Origin of the sequence: Tistrella mobilis KA081020-065, assembly GCF_000264455.2 — a bacterium.
In the GTDB taxonomy this organism is placed as follows: Bacteria; Pseudomonadota; Alphaproteobacteria; order Tistrellales; family Tistrellaceae; genus Tistrella; species Tistrella mobilis.
Genome location: NC_017958.1, coordinates 477,028 through 497,072, shown reverse-complemented (window position 1 = coordinate 497,072; position 20,045 = coordinate 477,028). Strand labels below are relative to the sequence as shown.

13 protein-coding genes are annotated in these 20,045 nt (G+C 68.5%); 2 read left to right on the top strand and 11 right to left on the bottom strand.

Going from position 1 to position 20,045, the window contains the following annotated elements; genetic code table 11:
* Position 1 precedes the first annotated feature (1 nt).
* The 6 genes from TMO_RS26035 to TMO_RS26010 all read right to left on the bottom strand — a co-directional run bounded on the left by TMO_RS26035 (position 2) and on the right by TMO_RS26010 (position 8,240).
* Positions 2-1,597 carry an ABC transporter substrate-binding protein gene (locus tag TMO_RS26035; RefSeq protein WP_014748049.1) on the bottom strand — a complete coding sequence of 532 codons (1,596 nt, stop codon included), beginning with the start codon at positions 1,595-1,597 and terminating at the stop codon, positions 2-4.
* 121 nt (positions 1,598-1,718) lie between these two features.
* Complete coding sequence (locus TMO_RS26030; RefSeq protein ID WP_014748048.1) at positions 1,719-2,456, bottom strand: sulfite exporter TauE/SafE family protein; 738 nt, start codon at positions 2,454-2,456, stop codon at positions 1,719-1,721.
* 11 nt (positions 2,457-2,467) lie between these two features.
* On the bottom strand, positions 2,468-3,991 hold the full coding sequence (locus TMO_RS26025) for an aldehyde dehydrogenase family protein (RefSeq protein WP_014748047.1): 1,524 nt from the start codon (positions 3,989-3,991) through the stop codon (positions 2,468-2,470).
* Positions 3,992-4,034: 43 nt separating this feature from the next.
* Entirely contained in the window at positions 4,035-4,964 is a 930-nt protein-coding gene (locus TMO_RS26020) for a CobW family GTP-binding protein (protein WP_014748046.1), read from the bottom strand.
* Entirely contained in the window at positions 4,964-6,610 is a 1,647-nt protein-coding gene (locus tag TMO_RS26015) for an amidohydrolase (protein WP_014748045.1), read from the bottom strand. The genes TMO_RS26020 and TMO_RS26015 overlap by 1 nt, the downstream gene beginning before the upstream one ends.
* A gap of 229 nt (positions 6,611-6,839) precedes the next feature.
* Positions 6,840-8,240 carry an amidase family protein gene (locus TMO_RS26010; protein ID WP_014748044.1) on the bottom strand — a complete coding sequence of 467 codons (1,401 nt, stop codon included), beginning with the start codon at positions 8,238-8,240 and terminating at the stop codon, positions 6,840-6,842.
* A gap of 317 nt (positions 8,241-8,557) precedes the next feature.
* On the opposite strand from TMO_RS26010, the gene TMO_RS26005 reads away from it, so the two are divergent.
* Positions 8,558-10,042: a PLP-dependent aminotransferase family protein gene (locus TMO_RS26005; protein ID WP_014748043.1), complete on the top strand. Its 1,485-nt coding sequence runs from the start codon at positions 8,558-8,560 to the stop codon at positions 10,040-10,042.
* Positions 10,043-10,083: 41 nt separating this feature from the next.
* On the opposite strand, the gene TMO_RS26000 is transcribed toward TMO_RS26005, so the two are convergent.
* Positions 10,084-11,547 carry a PLP-dependent aminotransferase family protein gene (locus tag TMO_RS26000; RefSeq protein ID WP_014748042.1) on the bottom strand — a complete coding sequence of 488 codons (1,464 nt, stop codon included), beginning with the start codon at positions 11,545-11,547 and terminating at the stop codon, positions 10,084-10,086.
* Between the two features lie 221 nt (positions 11,548-11,768).
* Here TMO_RS26000 and TMO_RS25995 point away from each other — a divergent pair, with 221 nt between their 5' ends.
* Positions 11,769-13,139 carry an aspartate aminotransferase family protein gene (locus tag TMO_RS25995; RefSeq protein WP_014748041.1) on the top strand — a complete coding sequence of 457 codons (1,371 nt, stop codon included), beginning with the start codon at positions 11,769-11,771 and terminating at the stop codon, positions 13,137-13,139.
* Between the two features lie 85 nt (positions 13,140-13,224).
* Here the strand turns inward: TMO_RS25995 and TMO_RS25990 are convergent, their stop codons facing one another.
* From TMO_RS25990 to TMO_RS25975, 4 genes are all read right to left on the bottom strand, one after another.
* Entirely contained in the window at positions 13,225-17,013 is a 3,789-nt protein-coding gene (locus tag TMO_RS25990; protein ID WP_014748040.1) for an AAA family ATPase, read from the bottom strand.
* Positions 17,013-18,260 carry an exonuclease SbcCD subunit D gene (locus tag TMO_RS25985; RefSeq protein WP_014748039.1) on the bottom strand — a complete coding sequence of 416 codons (1,248 nt, stop codon included), beginning with the start codon at positions 18,258-18,260 and terminating at the stop codon, positions 17,013-17,015. The genes TMO_RS25990 and TMO_RS25985 overlap by 1 nt, the downstream gene beginning before the upstream one ends.
* Before the next feature lie 108 nt (positions 18,261-18,368).
* Entirely contained in the window at positions 18,369-18,962 is a 594-nt protein-coding gene (locus TMO_RS25980; RefSeq protein WP_014748038.1) for a DedA family protein, read from the bottom strand.
* A gap of 100 nt (positions 18,963-19,062) precedes the next feature.
* Entirely contained in the window at positions 19,063-19,959 is an 897-nt protein-coding gene (locus TMO_RS25975) for an AraC family transcriptional regulator (RefSeq protein WP_014748037.1), read from the bottom strand.
* Positions 19,960-20,045 lie beyond the last annotated feature (86 nt).

Sequence of the window (20,045 nt, the reverse complement as noted above, 5' to 3'; positions counted from 1 at the left end):
GTTACTTCTTGTCCCAGTAGACCTCGTCCATGGGCGAGGCGGCACCCCAGATGGTGAGCGGCGGGTTCTTCAGGTTGGATTTGTAGACCGTGTTGAACGGCGTGACGTTCAGGAACAGGATCGGCGCGTCGTCGACGACGATCTTCTGGAACTCGGCATAGAGCGCCGCGCGCTTCGCCGGATCCATCTCCTGGCCGGCCTGTTCCAGAATGCGGTCGACTTCCGGGTTGCTGTACTGCTGGGTGTTGGACCAGATCACACCCTTGCGGATGTTCGACGACAGATAGGTGCGGTTCACGCCGATGACCGGGTCGCCCCAGTTGTAGACGTTGTCTTCGGTGACGTCGAAATCATAGTTCGAGATGCGCTGTGCCCAGGTCGGGAAGTCGGGCGAGTTACGGACTTCGACCTCGATGCCGACCTGGCGGAGCTGGGTGCGCAGATATTCAACGATGTTGCGGCCCTGATCGGTGAAGCCGGGGATGTAGTCGGCGGTCATCTTCAGGCGCACGCCATCGGCACCGGGCTTGAGGCCGGCCTTGTCGAGCAGCTCTTTCGCCTTGGCGAGATCGAGGTCGTAGTGCTCGACCTGATCGGTGGCGAGCGGCGAGGAGGGCACGATCGGCCCATAGGCCCGCTGGGCGACGCCGCCGAGCAGGCGCTCCAGGATGAATTTCTTGTCGATGGCATAGCCGATGGCGCGGCGCACATCCGGGTTGTCGAAGGGCGGCTTCTTCGTGTTGAAGGCCAGCCAGTTGAGCGCGCCGAAGCCGTCGGAGCCCTTGTCCGAGACGGTCAGCCCCTCGGTCTTCTGCAGCATCTGGATGTCGCGGACGGCCGAGACATAGGGCACCAGGTCCAGATCACCCCGGCGCATCGACAGCACCATGCTGGTCGGGTCGCCGATGATCTGGACGATCACCTCGTCCAGATAGGGGCGGCCCTTGATGAAGAAGTTCGGATTCTTCTTCAGCTTATAGTATTCGCCCTGCTTGTATTCCTCGAACATGAAGGGGCCCGAGCCGACCGGCTTCAGGTTGGCGGGGTTGGACTGGATGTCGCCCTGGCCATAGACGTGTTCGGGCAGGATCGGCATCAGCGCCGGCGACATCGCCAGCAGCAACGCCGGATGCGGATGGGCGAGTTTGATGACCGCGGTCTGCGGGTCCGGCGTCTCGACGTCGGTGACCGGCGCCAGCATGGTGGTGAAGGGGTGGTTCTTCTTGATCGTCATGATCGAGAATTTCACGTCTTCCGACGTGATCGGCTGGCCGTCATGGAAGGTGGCACCCTCCACCAGATGCAGCGTCACCGACAGGCCGTCGGCCGCCACCTCCCAGCTTTTGGCCAGATAGGGCTGAGGGGTCCAGTTGGCGTCATAGCGCAGCGGGCTGGCGAAGATCTGGGTCGAGGCAAGCGCCGTCGCCTGGCCGGACTGAATGGCGCCGTTGAAATGGCGCGGCACCTGGGTGGTGCCGACCACCAGCGTGCCGCCGTCTTCGGGTGCTGCCTGCGCACCTGTCCCGCCGAGTGCCGTTGCCCCGAGGGCGAGTGCGACCGCGGCCGCGAGCGTGAACTGCTTCAGTCTGTTCAGCATGTGATGCCGTCCCCCGTTCTTGTCAGGTCGATCTGGCCGTTTCGGCCTCTCTGTCAGCTCTGGTCTTGTTTTTGGGTCGTCTGTCTCGTGGTCGTCTGGTGTGTGGTCGGGAGGGCCGCGGTCAGGGCAGACCGTTCAGCCCCCGCAAGGCGGAGATGCCGGCCGTGATCGCAAGCAGGCCGATCGCGGCGCGGCGGTAATTGCCCTCGCTCAACCGGGCGAAGACCCGGCCGCCGGCCCAGGTGCCGACGAGCAGCGCCGGCAGCGCCACCAGGGCTGCGATCACCTGGTCGCGATGCAGCTGGCCGGCCAGGGCGAGGCCCGGCAGAGCCATGAGCGAGGTGAAGAAGAAGAAGACCATCAGCGAGGCGCGCACCCGTTTCGCCGGGGTGGCGGTGCCGAGGAAATACGCGATCGCCGGCGGCCCCGGCATGGCGGCGAGGCCCGAGAACAGGCCGGCCACCAGGCCGGCGCCGACCGCGCTGCCGCGGCCCGGGCGCAGCAGCCCCTGGGGGCGGCCGATCAGCACGGCCAGGCCGAGCATCACCACGCCGGCGATCACGATGCGCATCACATCCGGGCTCAACCGGTCGAGCAGCCAGATGCCGGGCATGGTGCCCAGAACCGCGCCCAGCGACAGGAAGGCGAGGGTGCGATGGTCGGTATCGGCCCTGAGCGCCACCACGTCGCGCAGGCCGACGAAGCTTTGCAGCAGCAGCGCCACCGCGACGGCCTGGGCGGGGGGAACGGCCAGACTCATCAGCGGCACGGCGGCCAGCGCGAAGCCGAAGCCGGTGATCCCGCGAAGGATGGCCGCCGCGAAGACGGCCGGAACGACGATAAGAAGGGTGCCCGACATCCGGCTCCGGCTCAGTCGAAATTGATGACGATGGTCTTCTTGCGGGTGAAGTGCTCCAGCATCGCCTCCAGCGAGGCCTCCTTGCCGAGCCCCGAGCGGCCGAAGCCGCCATAGGAGACGTTGGGCTGGATGGTCAGGTTCTGGTTCACCTGCACATAGCCGGCATCGATGCGCTGTGTGGCATCGAGCGCGGTCGAGAGCGAGGCAGTCCAGACCGTGGCCGCAAGCCCGTAATGAGTGGCATTGGCGCGGGCGATCACCGCGTCGTAATCGGCCCAGGGCTGGATCACCGCCACGGGACCGAAGATCTCTTCCTGCACGCAGGGGTGATCATCGGCGATGTCGGTGAGCAGGGTGGGCTGCATGAACAGCGCAGGATCAAGGGCCGGATCTTCCGGCAGACGGCCGCAGCGGATGACGCGGGCGCCATCGGCCTCGGCCAGATCCAGATAGCGGCGGATGGTCGCCATCTGCCTCGCCGAAATGATCGTGCCGACATCGGTCGCCTCGTCGAGCGGATCGCCGATCACCAGCTGGTCGAGCCGGGCGGTGAGCGCCCCCAGGAAGGCGTCGTAAAGGTCCTGATGGACATAGATCCGGCTGGAGGCGGTGCAGCTCTGGCCCTGGCGGGTGAATCGCATGCCCGAAACCGCGCCCTCGACAGCCTTGGCCAGATCGGCATCGGCGCAGACGATCATCGGGCTCTTGCCGCCCAGCTCCAGGCTGACCGGCACGATGCGGGCGGCGCCGGCCTCGTAGACCGCCTGGCCGACCGCTTCCGATCCGGTGAAGGTGATCTTGGCGACATCGGGGTGGGCGGTGAGCGCCGCGCCGCAGACGGCGCCGGTGCCCGAGACCACGTTGACCACGCCGGCCGGCAGATGGCGGGCAAGGATCGCGGCGGCGGCGAAGGTGGCGTAGGGGGCTTCTTCCGATGCCTTCACCACCACCGTGTTGCCGGCGACGAGGGCCGGCGCGATCTTCAGCATCATCAGCACCAGCGGCACGTTCCAGGGCAGGATCGCGGCGACGACGCCCAGCGGCTCGCGGGTGGTCATGGTCAGCATGCGCGGGTTGAAGGGGACGGTCTCACCCTTCAGTTCCGATCCGAGCCCGCCATAGAATTCCAGGATGTCGGCGGCGGTGCGCAGCTCGCCGCGGCATTCGGTGCGGATCGCCTTGCCGGTTTCCAGCGCCAGCACCCGGGCCAGATCCTCCAGCTCGTCGAGGATGGCACGGCCGGCGGCGGCGACCCGGCGGCCGCGATCCCGTGCCGGCATCGCCGCCCAGCCGGGCCAGGCCGCCCGGGCCGCCGCGACGGCGGCATCGACCTCGGCCGGGCCCGATGCGGCGGTGACGCCGATTTCTGCGCCGGTGGCAGGCGCGATCACCGGCAGGGTCGCTGCGGCGGCAAGCCGCTCGCCGCCGATCAGGTTCAGGCCCTGCCAGGCGGCGATGATGGCGTCGGCGGCCGGAGCTGTGGGGGCAGTTGGAGTTATGGGGGCGGCCTGGGCTGTGGACGTCTGCACGGTCATGATGCGGGGCTCCGGGGGGCGAGAATGAAGAAGGGGGCGGCCATCAGTCTGCGTCGCCGCGCAGCAGGGCGGCGAGATCGAGGCCGGGGGCGCTGGCGATGGCCATCAGCCGGGTGGCGGATGTCTGGTCCGCCGCCTCGGGGCCGAATTCCCACTGCCCCTGCACCCATTGCAGCAGCTGGGGGCGGGGCGCATCGGTGAACTGCACCCAGCCCTTCAGGCGCAGCAGGCTGCGCGGCAGGCGGCCGAGCGCCCGGTTCAGGGCGGCACGGTCGAAGGGCCGCGGGTCGGTCAGCGTCAGCGGATGGAAGATGCGGTCGTGGCCGGCGTGATGATGACCGTGCGGGGCGGCCGCGAAGACGGTGATCTCGTCGCGCACCAGCAGCGCGGCCGGGATCTCGGCGCGCACCGTTTCGATCACCGGCCGGCCGGGGGCCAGGCGGCGCAGCGCCGCCCGGGCGGCATCGCGCGCCTGCGGGCCGGCCATGTCAACGCGGTTGAGCAGGATAAGATCGGCGCCGTCGAACTGGCGGGCGACGGTGTCGCCGACCAGCGGATCTTCCAGCTGGTCGGGCAGGTTGGCGGCATCGGCGAGCGTCACCACCAGATCCAGATGCAGGGCCGGGTCGAGCAGGGCGTATTCGGCCACCCGCCGCGGCTCTCCCACACCGCTGGTCTCGATCAGGATCCGCGCGGGGCCGGCCGCGACCGCCCGTGCGATGGCGGAAGCGAGCCCGTCGGCCATGGAACAGCAGATGCAGCCATTGGCGAGTTCGAAGGTGAGGCCGTCGCCGGAGTTGAGGACGGCGGCATCGACGTTGATTTCGCCGAAATCATTGACCAGAACCGCGGTGCGGGCCGGGCTTTCGGCCAGCAGCCGGTTCATCAGCGTGGTCTTGCCGCTGCCGAGAAAGCCGCCGATCACCGAGACCGGGATGGTGGGCCGTGCATCGGGCGCACCGGGGGACGCCATCACGCGGCCCCGATCGCGCTCTGGTGCGGCATGCCGCCCAGGATGGTGCCCCAGACCCGGACATCTTTCAGTGCCTGGGGCGCGATCCCGGTGGGGTCGTCCTCCAGCACCGCGAAATCGGCATATTTCCCGACCTCGATCGAGCCGACCACATGGTCGAGACGCAGCTGCCAGGCGGCGCCCAGCGTGATGGCGTGGAGCGCGTCGGCGACGCTGATCTTTTCTTCCGGGCCAAGTTCGCGGCCGGTGGCCGTCTGTCGGTTGACCGCACACCAGGCGGTGAAGAGGGGGGCGAGCGGGGTGATCGGCGCGTCGGAATGCATGGCGAAGCGCACGCCTTCGGCCTTCGCGGTGCCGCAGGCATCCATCCGCCGGGCGCGATCGGGGCCCATGGTCAGGGCGGCGTGCTGATCGCCCCAGTAATAGATGTGGTTGGCGAACAGATTGGCGGCGATGCCGAGCGCCGCCATGCGCCGGAACTGCGCGGCATCGGCCATCTGGCAGTGCTGAAGCACGTGGCGATGATCGGGGAAGGGGGCCTCGGTCAGCGCTTCGGCCAGGCAGTCGATGGCGAATTCCGAGGCCTGGTCGCCATTGACATGGATGTGCATCTGGATGCCGGCGGCGTTATAGGCCTTCATCTGCGCCTTCAGCACGGCCGGCGGCTGGTTCCAGATGCCGTTGGGGGCGCCGTTGTGATAGCCGGGCCATTTCAGCCGGGCGGTGAAGCCCTGGATCGAGCCGTCGGTCATCACCTTGACGAGGCCCGGGCGGAATTTGTCGTTGGCGCGCTCTTTCAGAACCGCCATGCGGGCGATGCCAGTCTCGGGCGCCCAGGCGGCGGCGGCCATGGCCGGGGCGATGCGCACCGGGAAATCCTCGGCCGCGGTGGCGGCGACATAGGCATCGAGTGCGGCATCGTCGAGCGGCGCATACAGATCGGTGCAGGTGGTGACGCCGGCATTGGTGGCAGAGCGGCCGAAACGGCGGAGCGAGGCGATGCTGGTTTCGGTGAGGGCGAATTTCGCACCCACGGCCTGGCGGGCATACTGCATCGCCGCCATTTCCTGCAACTCGCCGGTGACGTCGCCCTGGCCGTCGCGCAGGATGCCCTCGACGCCGGTGACCTGGAAGAGGCCGCCCTTGTCCAGCACCACCGTGTTGACGTTCATGATGTGGAAGCTGGCATGCATGACCAGCACCGGCCGGGTGGTCGACACCCGGTCCAGATCATGGCGGGTCATCCGCGCGCCGCCGTAATAGATCGGATCGAAGCCCCAGGCGAGCAGCGGTTGATCGGGATCGGTGAGTGCTGCTTCGGCCCGCTGCAGGCGCTGGACCGCGTCTTCGATGGATCTGATCCCGCCTTCCAGGCTGCCTTCGGGGGAATGGCGCGGGAAGAAGCCGAGGAAGGTATCGGCCCAGACGGCACCTTCCATCGCATGGCAATGTGCCTCGACCAGGCCGGGCATCAGCACCTTGTCGGCAAAGCGATCATCGATCGGCGCCCCCCAGCCGGCCGCATCTTCGGCATCACCGACCGCCAGGATCCGCCCCTCGCGCAGCGCCACATGGGTGGCGACGGGGCGGTTGCGCGCCATGGTCAGGATTTTCCGGGCGCGGAAGACCTTGATCGGTTCGGACATCGGCTTCCCTCATCAGCAGCGGTCTTTCCGACGCTATGAGGGTGGGGCAAAGGGGGACAGGGCCAGGGGGGGAGGTTGGGATGGGCCAGGATTGTCCGGCCGGTATGTCCTGGCCCGGGCGTCTGAGGATGCCGGTCAGCCCCTGGTACAGGTGGCATGGCCACACCAGCGCCTCGCGGGAGCTGGTGTGGCTGCTGCCGTCAGACCGGCGTTTCAGGCGACGGATCCGTCAACGCGGATCAATCGGAACCGCAGGGCCGCCCCGCGCGGCGATGTCGGCTCCGGCATCCAGAAGCAGATCCTCGCGGAAGCGGGCGGCGATGAGCTGGACGCCGACCGGCGACCGGCCTTTCATGCCGGTTGCAACCGAAAGGCCCGGCAGGGCCAGGAAGGGAATGCCGAGCTGGGGAAGCTGGGCATCCCAGACGCGAAGATAGGCCTCTGCGTCCTTCAGGTCTTCATTGAAGGGGAAGGGCAATTCGGCCGAATTCGGCATCAGCAGGATCGGATAATCCTGGAAGAACATCTGCCATTTGCGCGCAAGCGTGGCACGGGTCTTCAGCAGGCCGTGAAGTTCGGGCAAGCCTATGGAGCGGGCCAGTTTCTCCTGACCGCGCAGCATGGCGATCACGCCCGGATCGCCATCGGCCTCGGCCGCGGCGAGCGTGCCGTCGAAATCCTCGGAGAGCCAGAGTTTGACCTGGGCCTCGCCGGCCTCTTTCAGGGGCGGGATGGTGTCGATCTCGTCGACCTGCCAGTCTGCGTCGCGCAGCCGTTCCGCCGCGTCAAGCAGGGCTTCGACGATGGCATCCTGCGTATCCAGCCCGTCCGGTCGCAGTGACAGAGCCACCCGGCGGGGGACATCCGGCCCTTTCAGCGGGACGGGCGCATACCAGGGGTCGCGCGGGTCGGGCTGTGCCATCGCCTCGAAAGCCAGGCGCAGGTCGTCGATGGTGCGCGCCAGCGGGCCGGACACCGACATGAGCTGGCCCGAAATCCCGCGTTCGGGGAGGCTGGGATTGTAGTTCGGCACCCTGCCCAGCGTCGGCCGCAGCCCATGCACACCGCAGGCATAGGCCGGGTAGCGCACCGATCCACCAATATCCGTCCCATGCGCGATGGCACCAATGCCACTCGCCACGGCCGATGCCGCTCCGCCGGAGGAACCGCCGGGGGTGATGCCCTTGTCGAACGGGTTGTAATTGTCGGGATAAAGCCGGGAGGTGGTGAACCATCGGACCCCGAAGGAGGGCATGTTCGAACGTCCGATCGACACGGCACCGGCGCGTTCGAGATTGTCGACAACCGGGCCGTTTTCAGCCGCGATGTTGTTTTTGTAGGCGACCACGCCAAAGGTCGTGGCGAAGCCGGCCTCGTCATTGGTGACTTTGATCGTCACCGGCACACCTGCCAGCGGTCCGGGATCGCGACCCGCCAGGATCATGGCGTCAATCTCGGCAGCGCGTGCCAGCGATCGCTCGGGGTTGTAGTCGACGATGGCATTGATCAGCGGGTTGACCGCTTCCAGCCGCTGAAGTGCCGATTGCGTCGCCTCGACCGCCGTGAACGTCCCGGCGCGGACGGCGGTGGCGATGTCGACTGCGGAAAGTTTCCAGATGTCCGACGTCATGCTTCCTGTTCCTCTGTTATTCAAGGTTTCTTTGTTTCAACGAAGCGAAGCGGGTGCATCCAGGCCATCGTCGGAGACCGTGAAGCCCGGCCCCGGACGTTTGCAGAATGCGTCACATGAATCGCTACTGGAGCAGGAAACGCTTGCATAGGTGCAGATGGCATCTATCCATGGCTACAGCCCGCCCGATCGGTGCCGTCTGCGGCCCGTTGCCCCGGGCCAAAACACTGGTGATCCCCGCAGGGCGACGTTAAATTCAGCCCATCTTTCCGGCCGCTCCCCTGCAGGCAGAGCTGCGGAAGTCTGGGGTGAGCCAAATGATCGAAAACTTCATCCGGCTCGACCGTCATTCGACGGAGAGTCTGCAGATGCAGATTCGCCGCCAGATCGCCATCGCCGTGGTCTCCGGCCGATTTCCGCCGAATTATGCATTGCCGTCGGTCAGAGGGTTCGCGCAGCGGCTCAATGTGAGCAACAACACGGTCTCTCTGGCCTATGACGCGCTGCGGCAGGATGGGTTCATCGCCAGCAAGAACCGGTCCGGCTATTACATTTCACCGGATGCCCACGCGATCCGCGACGCAGCGGTTATGCGGGATGCCGCCCGCGAAGATGCCGATCGATTTGATTTCAAGGCGCATTTTCGTGGCGCGACCTATGACCAGCCGCGTACGACCAAGCCGCATGATGCGCTTGTCCGTTTCCGTTTCCCTTTCATTTGCGGGCATGTGGATCCGAACATATTCCCTGTCGGTGCCTGGCGGGAATGCGTGCGCGATTCGGTGAACTCCCTCCAGATCCGCAATTGGGCGATGGATTTTTCTACCGTGGACGACCCGCTTCTGGTTCAGCAGCTGATCTTGCGTGTTCTTCAGCCGCGCGGGATCTATGCCAATCCGGACGAGGTTCTGATCACCGTGGGCGGCCAGAACGCGCTTTACATCGCACTGAAGCTTTTGCTGAGCAGACGCGGCGTTCTGGGCGTGGAAAATCCCGGATATCCCGAGGCCGCGAATATTGCCCGGATGGACGGGCATCGGGTACGCCACCTTCCCATGGATGAAGAGGGCCTGATACTTTCGCCCGAAGCATTGGAGTGTGGCTGTCTTTACGTGACGACCACCCATCAGCATCCGACGACGATCACCATGTCGGAACCGCGCCGCCATGCGTTCCTGGAAAAAACACGCGAGAAGGGCATCTTCATCATTGAAGATGACTATGAGGCAGAGACGACCTTCGACGAGAAAGCCGTGCCGGCGCTGAAGGCGCTCGATCGCTATGGCAACGTCATCTATGTCGGCAGCCTGACAAAGTCTTTGATGCCGGGCCTGCGGATCGGGTTCCTGGTGGCCGATCGCGATTTCGTGACCGAGGCGCGCTCTTTCCGTCACCATATTCTGCGGCATCCGCCGATCAACAACCAGAATTCCGTGGGGCTTTTTCTGGAGCGCGGGCATTTCGACAGGTTCATCGCACGGCTGCGACAGGAATACATTGCCCGCTCGGACATTATGCGCAAGGCGCTGCACACCTGGCTGCCGGAACTGGACGATCGTGTGCGCTTTGGCGGGAGCAGTTGCTCCCTCAGTTTTGCCGACATGCTGGACACTCTGGCCTTGCAGGAAGCGGCGGCGCGTCGATCCGTGTATTTTGAAGAATTGAGCAAGAATTTTGAAAACCCCGAAGACGGTCGCTCGTGGATGCGCATCGGGTATTCCTGCATCGACAAGGCGCTGATCCCTGAAGGCATCCAACGCCTGTCGGAAGCGGTTGCCGAACTGCGCGGCCAGCAAAGGTGATCTGAGGCCTTTTGCCGGTCGCGGGCACCCGTCGCATCACATCAGGTCATGCGCCCGATCTCCCGCGCCGCCCGCCCCAGCCTTTCCAGCCCCGGATCGATCCGGCGTTCCGAGATGTAGGAGATGCCGAGGCGGATGAAGCGGCCGGCCTGGGCTTCGGGCATGAAGGGGTCGCCGGATTCGATCAGCACGCCGAGGCCGGCGGCGCGCTCGGCCAGCGTGCGGCCGTCGATTTCAGGCGGGCATTCGAGCCAGAGGCAGGAACCGCCAGTGGCGGGGGATCGGCGGAAGCCGGGGAGGTGGCGGTCGCAGCCGTCGGCCATCCGGCGCCAGCGGAGTTCATGGGCGGTGCGCAGCGAGCGGAGCAGGGCGGTGTAATGGCCCTCTGCCAGGAAGATGCCGGCGGTGCGCTGGTTGTTGAGCGGCGTGGAGCGGTGCATCAGCCGGCGCAACCACAGCGCCTCGCGGATCAGCGCCGCATCGGCGACCATAAAGCCGATCCGCACCCCCGGCGCCAGCACCTTGGACATGGTGCCGAGATAGACCACCCGGCCGTCGGTGTCGCGGGATTTGAGCGTGCCCGCCTCTCCCGATCCTGAGAGTTCGCCTTCGAAATCATCCTCGATCAGGATCGTGCCATGGGCGCGGGCGGTGGCGTAGACCCGGTCGCGGCGGCGCTCGCTCATCGAAACCATGGTCGGGCATTGATGGGCGGGGGTGAGAACGGCGAGGTCGAGCGGGCCGGCTGCAGAAAGATCGGCGCCTTCGGCATCGACCGGCAGGTCGACGATCTCGGCCTGTTCGGCCGCGAAGATGTTGCGGCCGTCGGGATAGCCCGGCACCTCGATACCGACCCGCGTGCCGTGGCGGGCGAGAAGGCGGGCAAGCAGATAGATGCCCTGCTGGGTGCCCAGCGTCACCAGGATCTGGTCTTCGCGCACGAAGATGCCGCGCTGGGGCAGGATCTGGGTGCGGATCTGCTCGATCAGCAGCGGGTCGTCTTCGACAGCGCGATCGGCGGTCCACCAGTCGATGGCGGCCCGGCCCAGCGCATCGCGGGAACAGGTGCGCCAGGTGTTGATCGGGAAGAGGTTGGGATCGACCTGACCGTAGATGAAGGGATAGTCGAAATCCTGCCAGTTCGACGGCTTGACGATGTGGCGGAGCGTCGACGGGGCCTGTTTCAGCCGGCCCTGCCAGTCGATCGCCCCACCGCGCAGCGGCGCCTGCGCCTCTTTCCGGATCTGGCCGGCATCCGCCGGCAGGCCGCGGCCGACGAAATAGCCCTGGCGGGGCAGGGCGTCGAGATAGCCGCGGGCGACCAGTTCCTCGTAGACGGCGGTGACCGTGTTGCGGGCGATGCCGAGCTGTTCGGCCAGCCGGCGCGAGGGCAGCAGCTTCTGCCCCGGGGTCATCTGCCCGGCGTGAATGGCCGCGATGATCGAGCGGCGCAACTGCGACTGGATCGATTCGTCGCTCTGCCGTTCGAGGACGGATATCGACATGCGGGGGCCTTCCTGGGAGGTCGTACCCGGTCAGTATTGCACGAAAGCCGGGCAGGAAAGCCAGCAGTCCGGACATTGTGCCGGCGGGAGCGGCAGAGGACGTTGGTCGTGGTTCCATAGAATGACGGGCCGTGGACCTGTCGCGGCCGCGCGAAACGGCGTAGCTCGATGGATGATCACGGACCTGTTGCCACAGGCCCGACCGAACCGGAGCCGTCACGATGTCTGAAAACGACCTGTCCCATATCGTCGAAGCCGATCGCGCCCATGTCTGGCACCATCTCGTGCAACATCGGGTCTTCGATGCCCGCGACCCGCGGATCATCGTCGAGGGCAAGGGCATGTCGGTCTGGGACCAGAACGGCCGCCAGTTCCTGGATGCGCTGTCGGGCGGCGTGTGGACGGTGAATGTCGGCTATGGCCGCGAGAGCATCGCGAATGCGGTGCGCGACCAGCTGATGAAGATCAACTATTTCGCCGGCTCCGCGGGCTCGATCCCCGGCGCGCGCTTCGCCGAACGGTTGATTTCCAAGATGCCGGGCATGAGCCGGGTCTATTACTGCAATTCGGGCAGCGAGGCGAACGAGAAGGCGTTCAAGATGGTGCGCCAGATCGCGGCCCGCCGCTATGGCGGCAAGAAGCACAAGATCCTGTTCCGCGAGCGCGACTATCACGGCACCACCATCACGGCGCTGTCCGCCTGCGGCCAGCCCCAGCGCGCCGAGCAGTACGGGCCGTTCACCCCCGGCTTCGTCGAGGTGCCGCACTGCCTGGAATATCGCAAGCAGTGGGATGTGGAGAATTACGGCGAGCGCGCGGCCGATGCGATTGAAGAGGTGATCCTGCGCGAGGGCCCCGACACCGTCGGCGCCATCTGCCTGGAGCCGATCACCGCCGGCGGCGGCGTGATCACCCCGCCCGAGGGCTATTGGCAGCGGGTGCAGGAGATCTGCCGGAAATACGACGTGCTGCTGCATATCGACGAGGTGGTCTGCGGCGTCGGCCGGACCGGCAAGTGGTTCGGCTATCAGAATTACGGCATCGAGCCCGACATGGTGACCATGGCCAAGGGCGTGGCTTCGGGCTATGCCGCGATCGCCTGCCTGGTGACCACCGAGGCGGTGTTCGACATGTTCCGCGAGGATGCCGCCGACCCGATGTCCTATTTCCGCGACATCTCCACCTTCGGCGGCTGCACTGCGGGGCCCGCGGCGGCGCTGGAGAACATGCGGATCATCGAGGACGAGGGCCTGCTGGAGAACACCCAGGTCATGGGCGCGCGGCTGATGGAGGGCTTGCAGGCGCTGAAGGACAAGCACGCCATGGTGGGCGATGTCCGCGGGGCCGGCCTGTTCGCCGGTGCCGAGCTGGTCGCCGACCGCGAGACCCGCGAGCCGCTGGCGGAAGCCCGCGTCCAGGCGGTGATCGCGGCCTGCGATGCCGAGGGCGTGCTGGTCGGCATGACCAACCGTTCTCTGCCCGGCTTCAACAACACGCTGTGCTTCAGCCCGGCGCTGATCGCGACCGCCGACGATATCGACCACATCCTGGCGACGGTGGACGGCGCGCTGACCAGGGTCGCGGCGGCCTGACCGGCGGCTGGTGACCGACGGCTGGCCGGCAGACTGAAGAGGGGTCGCCCGCGGGCGGCCCCTTTTTTATGCGCGGAAGCCGTGCCTAGCCCGAGACCACCTCTACCCCAGAGCGCCCGGCGCCCCGGGGGGTGACGCGGATCTGGACCGGGATGCGGTCCTTCAGTGCCTCGACATGGCTGATCACCGCGACCCGGCGGCCGGTGGCCTGCAGGCGTTCGAGCATCGAGATCGCCATGGCGAGTGCGTCCGGGTCGAGCGCGCCGAAGCCTTCGTCGATGAACAGGCTTTCGATGGCGAGCCCGCGGCCGGCGGAAATATCGGCGAGGCCCAGGGCCAGCGCCAGGCTGACCAGGAAGCGTTCGCCGCCCGAGAGGTTGTGCACCGCGCGCGCCTCGTCGGCCATGTCGTGGTCGACCACCTCCAGCGCCATCTCAGCGCCCTCCATGCGACGCAGCGCATAGCGCGGGTGCAGCTCGCCCAGATGGCGGTTGGCGCCGGCGACCAGCCGGTCGAGGGTGAGCGACTGGGCGAAGCGGCGGAATTTCGTGCCGTCGGCGGCGCCGATCAGCTCGTTCAGCTGCGCCCAGACGTCCGCCGCGGCCCGGGCATCGGCGAGTGCGGCGGCAAGCCGGCCTGCGGCCAGGCGGCGGCTGTCGTCTTCGGCGAGGCGCTGTTCAGCCTTGCGGCAGGCGGCCTCCGCTGCGGTGCAGGATGTGGCCGCTTCGGCATGTGCGGCCTCCGCGACCTCTCGCAGGGCGGTGTCGGCCCCCGAGGCGATGGTGTCCGGATCGGCGAGATGGCGGGCCAGATCCTCCTGCCGGGCGCGGAGCGTCGCCTCGGCCTCGGCCAGGCTGCGGGCGAGCGCGTCGAGCCGCCGGGCCTCGGCATCAAGCGCCGGTGCACCGGCCGTGATCACCGCGCGCAGGGTGTCCGGATCCATGTCGAGCGCCGCGCGGGCGGTCTCGAGCGCGGCATCGGCAGCGGTGGATGTTTCTGCCGCGGCAGTCACCGCCACCTCTGCCTGATGGCGGGCTTCCATCGCCCGGGCGCGGGCGGTCGCAGCCTCGGTGAGGCGGGTGAGGGCGGCATCGAGGGCCATGCGCGCGGTGTTGCGGGCGGCCTCTGCCCCGGCCTCGACCGCCGCGACCGACCGGCCGTCGAGCAGCATGGTGCGGGCGTCCTGAAGGGCCGCATGGCTGCGGGCGCACTCCTCGGCAAGTGTCGTGGCGTGGCTGGCGGCGTCGGCGGCGGTTTCGGCGCGGACCCGGGCGGCGGCATGGTCAGGGGCGAGGCGAATGCGCTCGGCCCGTGCGGCTTCGGCGGTGCTCTGCGCTTCGGCCAGTTCGGCGGCCCGGCGTCGGATCAGGGCGGCGAAGCCCGCGGCGTCGGCGGCGAGGCTGTTCCGCCAGTCGGGACAGGCGGCATCGAGCAGGGTGGCCAGCCGCTCGTCCAGCCGGGCGATGCGGGCGGCGAGATCGGTGCGGCGCTGCTCGCCGCGGGCGATCGCGGCCCCGGCTTCGGCCCGGCGCGCGGCCAGGCGGGCGAGCGCTTCGGCGGCCGCATCCCGATCGCGGGTGGCGGCAGTGTGGTCGCGGCGGAGGCTGGCGGCCCGGGCGGCGGCGGCGTCGATCGTCGTGATCCGAACCTCGGCCGCCTCGATTGCATCGGTGACGGCCTCGCGCCAGCCGGCGAGGCGGGCAGCCGGCGGCCGATGGTCGGTCGTTTCGTGAGCGGCTTCGGCGGCGGGCAGGGGCGGCAGGGCATCGAGCCCGGCCTCGGCCGCTTCATCTGCCAGCCGGGTGAGCAGTGCCTCGTGGTCGGCCGTCGCAGCGGCGAGGGTTTCCGCCGAGTCCTCACGGGCGGTGGCTGCGTCGGCAGCGCGGCGGGTTTCGGCGCGCGCCCGTTCTTCCGCCCGGGCGAGGGCGGTGGTGAGGGCGCCAAGCTCGGCCTTGAGATCGGCCAGCCGGGCGCGGTCGGTGTCGAGCCGTCGGGCGAGCAGGTCGTCGATCGCACGGGTCGGATGATCGGTCGAACCGCAGACCGGGCAGGGCGCACCCGGGATCAGCAGAGCACGCAGCCGGCCGGCATGTTCCTCGGCCGCGGCCGATGACAGGTCGGCGGCGCGGCCGGCCTCTTCGAGCTTCGCTTCGACCACCGGCAGGGCGGCGCGGTGGCGTTCGGCCTCGGCAGTTGCGGCTGCAGCAGCCTGCATCGCGTCTTCGGCCGTGGCGGCATGGGCGTCGCGGGCGCGCGTGGCCTCAAGCGCTGCAACCATCACCTCGGAGAGGTCGTCGAGGTGATGGCCGATCTCGACCAGCCGGTCGCGGCGGCGGCGCAGTGCCCGTGCCTCCGCCTGGTCGGCCTCGGCCTCGGCGGCGGTGATCGCCTCGGCAAGGCCGGTCATGCGGCGGGCGGCATCGTCGCGGGCGGCGGCGAGGCGGTCGGCCTCTGCGGCATCGGCGCGGTCGCGCGCCTGAAGATCGTCGAGCCCGACGGTCAGCCGACGCAGTTCGTCACCGAGGGGCGCACGCTCCAGGATGGTTTCGGCCGCGGCCTCCGGATCGGCGACCGGCGGGGCGGCTGCCGCCAGCGCTGCCAGTCGGGCCAGGGCGGCGGTCTCACGGGCCTCGGCGGCAGCGATGACGGCGGCCAGCCGGTCGGAGGCGGCCTGATGGCCGGTGGCGATGTCGGCGGCCGCTTCGGCGTCGCGGCGGGCCTGGGCGAGGGCCCGGGCGGCGGCACCAAGCTGTTCGTCCAGCCGTCGCGCCTCGGCCAGATGCGGGGCGCGGGCGGCGTCTTCGTCCCGGCAGCGGCCGACGGCGGCTTCGGCCTCGGTCCGGGCAGTGCGTGCGGCTTCGTGATCGGCCTCGGCCCGGGCAAGGGCGCCGGTGGCCGCGCCAAGCCGCTCGCGGGTCCGGGCCAGCCCGGCGGTGGCGGCATCCGCCGCCGCCAGTTCGGCCCGAGCGGCCAGGGCCTGGCGGTTGCGGGCCAGCCGGTCGCGGTCGGGGGAGGCGGCGTCATTGGCAAGGCGGGCGGCTTCCAGGGCTTCTGCCGCGGCGGTCCGGGCCGCCTCCAGCGACAGGCGGCGATCGATGCGGCGCAGGGTTTCGGCGGCGGCCTCCTGCCGGGCACGGGCGGCGGCGAGGGCATGACGCGCCGCCTCCGCGGCGGCCTGGGCCTCGGCCCGGGCTGCGTCGTCGAGCGGCTGGTGCTCCCCAAGCTGAAGACGGATGCGCTCGATCTCGGCCTGGGCGGCCTTGTTGCGCTCGAAGGCTGCACGCGACAGCCGGCCATAGATGCCGGTGCCGGTGATCTTCTCCAGCAGATCGGCGCGGTCGCGGGCATCGGCGCGCAGAAAGGCGTCGAAATCGCCCTGGGCGAGCAGGACCGACCGGCGGAACTGGTCGAAATCGAGCCCGATCCGGGCCGCGATTTCGATACCGACATCGCGCTTGCCGTCGGCGACCACCTGGCCGGCCTCCAGATCGATCAGCACCCGCTTTGCCGCCTGCAGCGTACCGGTGGCCCTGCCCCGGGCGCGACGCACGCTCCAGCCCGCCCGGTAGCGGCGGCCGTCGCGGCCGATGAAATCGATTTCGGCCTCGGCCTCACCCGCGCCATGGCTGAGGATCCGGCGGCCGTCATTGAGGGCGAGGTCGCGGGTCTCACCGCGGGCACCAGCGCCGGCGGTGCGCGGCAGGGCATCGTAGAGCGCCAGGCAGACGGCATCGAGCAGGGTCGACTTGCCGGCGCCGGTCGGGCCGGTGATCGCGAGGATGCCGGCATGGGCGAGCGGTGGGGCCTCGAAATCGATGATGAAATCGTCCTGAAGGCTGGCGAGGTTGCGGCCGCGGATCCGGAGCAGGCGCATCAGGCGGTCTCCCCGGCATCGGTGTCGGGGCCGGCATGGGCGTCGGCGAGCAGTTCGGCGAAGGCGCGGGCCAGTGCGTCGGGCGGGTCGGTATCGAAACGCTGGCGGTGCAGCCGGGCGAAGACGTCGGCCGGATCGATCTCGTCGAGGGCGGGCGGCAGGCTGGCGCCGTCGGCGAGGCTGCCGCCGCTGCCGCGGCTGAGCGAACGCACCCGGGCAAGGCGCACCGGCGTATCGCCCAGCGCCTCGGCGACCCGGCGGCGGAGATCGGGGACGGGGGCGTCGATCGCGACCACGACCTCCAGATAGGGGCGGAGATCGGGGCTTTCGGGTGGGGCGATGTCGAGGGCTGCGACCGCGGCGAGCGCCGCCTCGGGGTCGAGCGCCCCGGTTTCGGGCACGCGCAGAAAGGCGACCGGGCGCGGCACCGGGATCAGCCGGTGGGTTGCGGGGCCGCACCCGTCGGTTTCGACCAGCACCACCGAATGGCGGTAGCTGCGTTCCGCCATCGACATCGGGAAGGGGGCGCCGGCATAGCGCAGCGGCATGGCGGCTTTCAGCCCCTGGGCGCGGTGCAGATGGCCGAGGGCGACATAGGCATAGCCCTCGGGGAAGAGGTCGGGCGACAGCGCCTCCTCGCCGCCGATCATCACCGGCCGTTCGCTTTCGGCCGAAACGTCGCCGCCGGTGACGTGGAGATGGCCGGTCGCGATCACCGGCAGGCCGGGGAAGCGCTCGCGGGCGGCGGCGAGAGCCTCGGCATAGATCGCGGCCAGCGCCGCGGCACCGCCGCCGTCGACCGGCAGATCCCCCGGGCGGGGATAGGCGATGGCGGCGACCACGGCGGCCACCTGTCCGGCTTCATCGGTGAGCGGCACCAGCGTGCGGGCGGGATCGGGCCGGCCGTCGCTGCGGGGCAGGGCGCCGAAAATCGAGATCCGCGACCGGTCGAGCAGTGGCGCCGGCAGTTCCAGCCGGCTGGGCCCGTCGTGATTGCCGCCGACGATCACGATGTCGAGCCCGGGCCGGCGGGCCAGGGCGGTGTTCAGGAAGCGGTAGAGCCGCTGCTGGGCGGCGACCGGCGGGTTGACCGTGTCGTAGACATCGCCCGCCACCACCAGCGCATCGATCGCGTCTTCGTCCAGCGTGTCGAGCAGCCAGACGAGGAAACGGTCGTGCTCGGCGCCGCGGTCGAAACCGTGCAGCTCCTGACCCAGATGCCAGTCGGCGGTGTGGAGGATGCGCATGCCCGTTCCGGTCTGCGCCGGGGCGGTCTCGCCCGCGGCGGGAAGTGGAAGAGCGGAAGATACACGCGGCCGATGGGGGAGCGGAAGAGGCTGCGGCCCGGAGGCGGATCAGCCGGGCCGCCGCATCAGCCGCCAGACCAGGAAGGCGGTGACTTCCACCGCGAGCACGGCGGCCGCGAACCACATCATCACCTGGGTGGTGTCCATCCGGCTTTCGGCGAGCACGTCGCCCAGCACCACCAGCGGCGTGTTCCAGAGCGCGGTGCCGACGATGGTGGCGGCGAGATAGGGCCGGAAGGGCATGCGCATCACGCCGGCCGGCAGGCCGATGAAAATCCGGACCGTGGGAATGGTCTGGGCGATCAGCGTCACCAGGAAGGGGCGGCGGCCATAGGCGTCGCGCATCCGGGTATAGAGCTTAGGGGTGAGCAGGATATAGCGGCCGCGGCGGGCGACGAAGCGCTCGGCGCGTTCCGACAGCACCCGGCCGACCCAGTACCAGCCGACCGCGCCGATCACCGACCCGATCGTGGCCGCCACGACGGTCGCGACGATGCCGCCTTCCATCTGATCGCCCAGCGCACCGAAAGCGGCGAGCATCACATAGGAGGGGATGATCGGCACGTATTTCTCGGCGAAGGCCAGAAAGGCAACCCCGGCGAGACCGGCGGACATCAGCAGATCGACGATGGATTGCGGCATGGATCGAGGACGCGCGGCCCCTCCGGACGGTGATTCACCGGCTGTTCATATCATGCCCTGCGACCGGAGGGCAGTGACCAGATCGCGGCGGTGCAGACGGTCAAAGCTGCACGGGCAGACTCTTCAGGAACATGGCATCCTTCTTGGGCGCAGTCCCGAACAGCCGCGTGTATTCCCGGCTGAATTGCGAGGGGCTTTCATAGCCGACGCGGAAGGCGGCGCTGGTCACGCTGGCGGCTTCCGCCACCATCAGGCGCCGCGCTTCCAGAAGCCGCAGCTGCTTGTGATATTGCAGCGGTGTCATCGAGGTCAGCGTCTTGAAGTGCTGATGGAAGGACGACACACCCATGCCGGCGGCATGTGCCAGCTCCTCGATGCTGAGTGGCTGCCCGACATTCCCGCGCATCAGATGGATCGCTTCCGCGATGCGCTGGGTGTGGCTGCCGGCACGCGCGATCTTGCAGATCTCGCCGCCATTCGGGCCCGACAGAAGCCGGTAATACAATTCCCTGACGGTTGCGGGGTAGAGAACGGGAACCGCATCGGGGGTTTCGAACAGCTGTACGAGCCGGATAAGGCAATCCTGAACCGGGTCCGACAGCTCCTCGACAAAGACGCCGAGCCGTTCTTCCGCCGGCCGCGGAGGCGAGGGCATCTGATCGAGAACCTCGCGCAGCAGGGCGATGTCGAATTCGATGGTCATGCCGAGGAAGGGCTCCGCCTTCGTCGCCTGCGTCACGCTGCCGAAGCCCGGCAGGCCGATACTGATGATCAGTGCGCTGCCGGCCGAATAGTCGAAGCTCCGATCTTCAAGCTCGATGCGCTTGGCGCCCTGAACGACCACGCAGAGCGACGGCTTGTAAGCCTTGCGGAAGGGCATGCGCTCTTTCGTGCTGCACATGAGGATGACGTCCTGAACCGCTGTCCGCGAGACCGCGTCCGGGCCGCCATGGCTTGCAACATAGCGCGCCACAACTTCCCTCAATTCCTGCCGCATCGTGCTGCTCCCGCCGGTGTCGATACGGAAAAAGCCTAGGCACGAATTCCGCACCGCACCAGCACCTTGGAGAATCGGGCAAGTTT

What these genes read in the sequence shown, in the direction of transcription:
- TMO_RS26035 (WP_014748049.1), bottom strand. Translation starts at nt 1,597, where the DNA reads ATGCTGAACAGACTGAAGCAGTTCACGCTCGCGGCCGCGGTCGCACTC.
- TMO_RS26030 (WP_014748048.1), bottom strand. Translation starts at nt 2,456, where the DNA reads ATGTCGGGCACCCTTCTTATCGTCGTTCCGGCCGTCTTCGCGGCGGCC.
- TMO_RS26025 (WP_014748047.1), bottom strand. Translation starts at nt 3,991, where the DNA reads ATGACCGTGCAGACGTCCACAGCCCAGGCCGCCCCCATAACTCCAACT.
- TMO_RS26020 (WP_014748046.1), bottom strand. Translation starts at nt 4,964, where the DNA reads ATGGCGTCCCCCGGTGCGCCCGATGCACGGCCCACCATCCCGGTCTCG.
- TMO_RS26015 (WP_014748045.1), bottom strand. Translation starts at nt 6,610, where the DNA reads ATGTCCGAACCGATCAAGGTCTTCCGCGCCCGGAAAATCCTGACCATG.
- TMO_RS26010 (WP_014748044.1), bottom strand. Translation starts at nt 8,240, where the DNA reads ATGACGTCGGACATCTGGAAACTTTCCGCAGTCGACATCGCCACCGCC.
- TMO_RS26005 (WP_014748043.1), top strand. Translation starts at nt 8,558, where the DNA reads ATGATCGAAAACTTCATCCGGCTCGACCGTCATTCGACGGAGAGTCTG.
- TMO_RS26000 (WP_014748042.1), bottom strand. Translation starts at nt 11,547, where the DNA reads ATGTCGATATCCGTCCTCGAACGGCAGAGCGACGAATCGATCCAGTCG.
- TMO_RS25995 (WP_014748041.1), top strand. Translation starts at nt 11,769, where the DNA reads ATGTCTGAAAACGACCTGTCCCATATCGTCGAAGCCGATCGCGCCCAT.
- TMO_RS25990 (WP_014748040.1), bottom strand. Translation starts at nt 17,013, where the DNA reads ATGCGCCTGCTCCGGATCCGCGGCCGCAACCTCGCCAGCCTTCAGGAC.
- TMO_RS25985 (WP_014748039.1), bottom strand. Translation starts at nt 18,260, where the DNA reads ATGCGCATCCTCCACACCGCCGACTGGCATCTGGGTCAGGAGCTGCAC.
- TMO_RS25980 (WP_014748038.1), bottom strand. Translation starts at nt 18,962, where the DNA reads ATGCCGCAATCCATCGTCGATCTGCTGATGTCCGCCGGTCTCGCCGGG.
- TMO_RS25975 (WP_014748037.1), bottom strand. Translation starts at nt 19,959, where the DNA reads ATGCGGCAGGAATTGAGGGAAGTTGTGGCGCGCTATGTTGCAAGCCAT.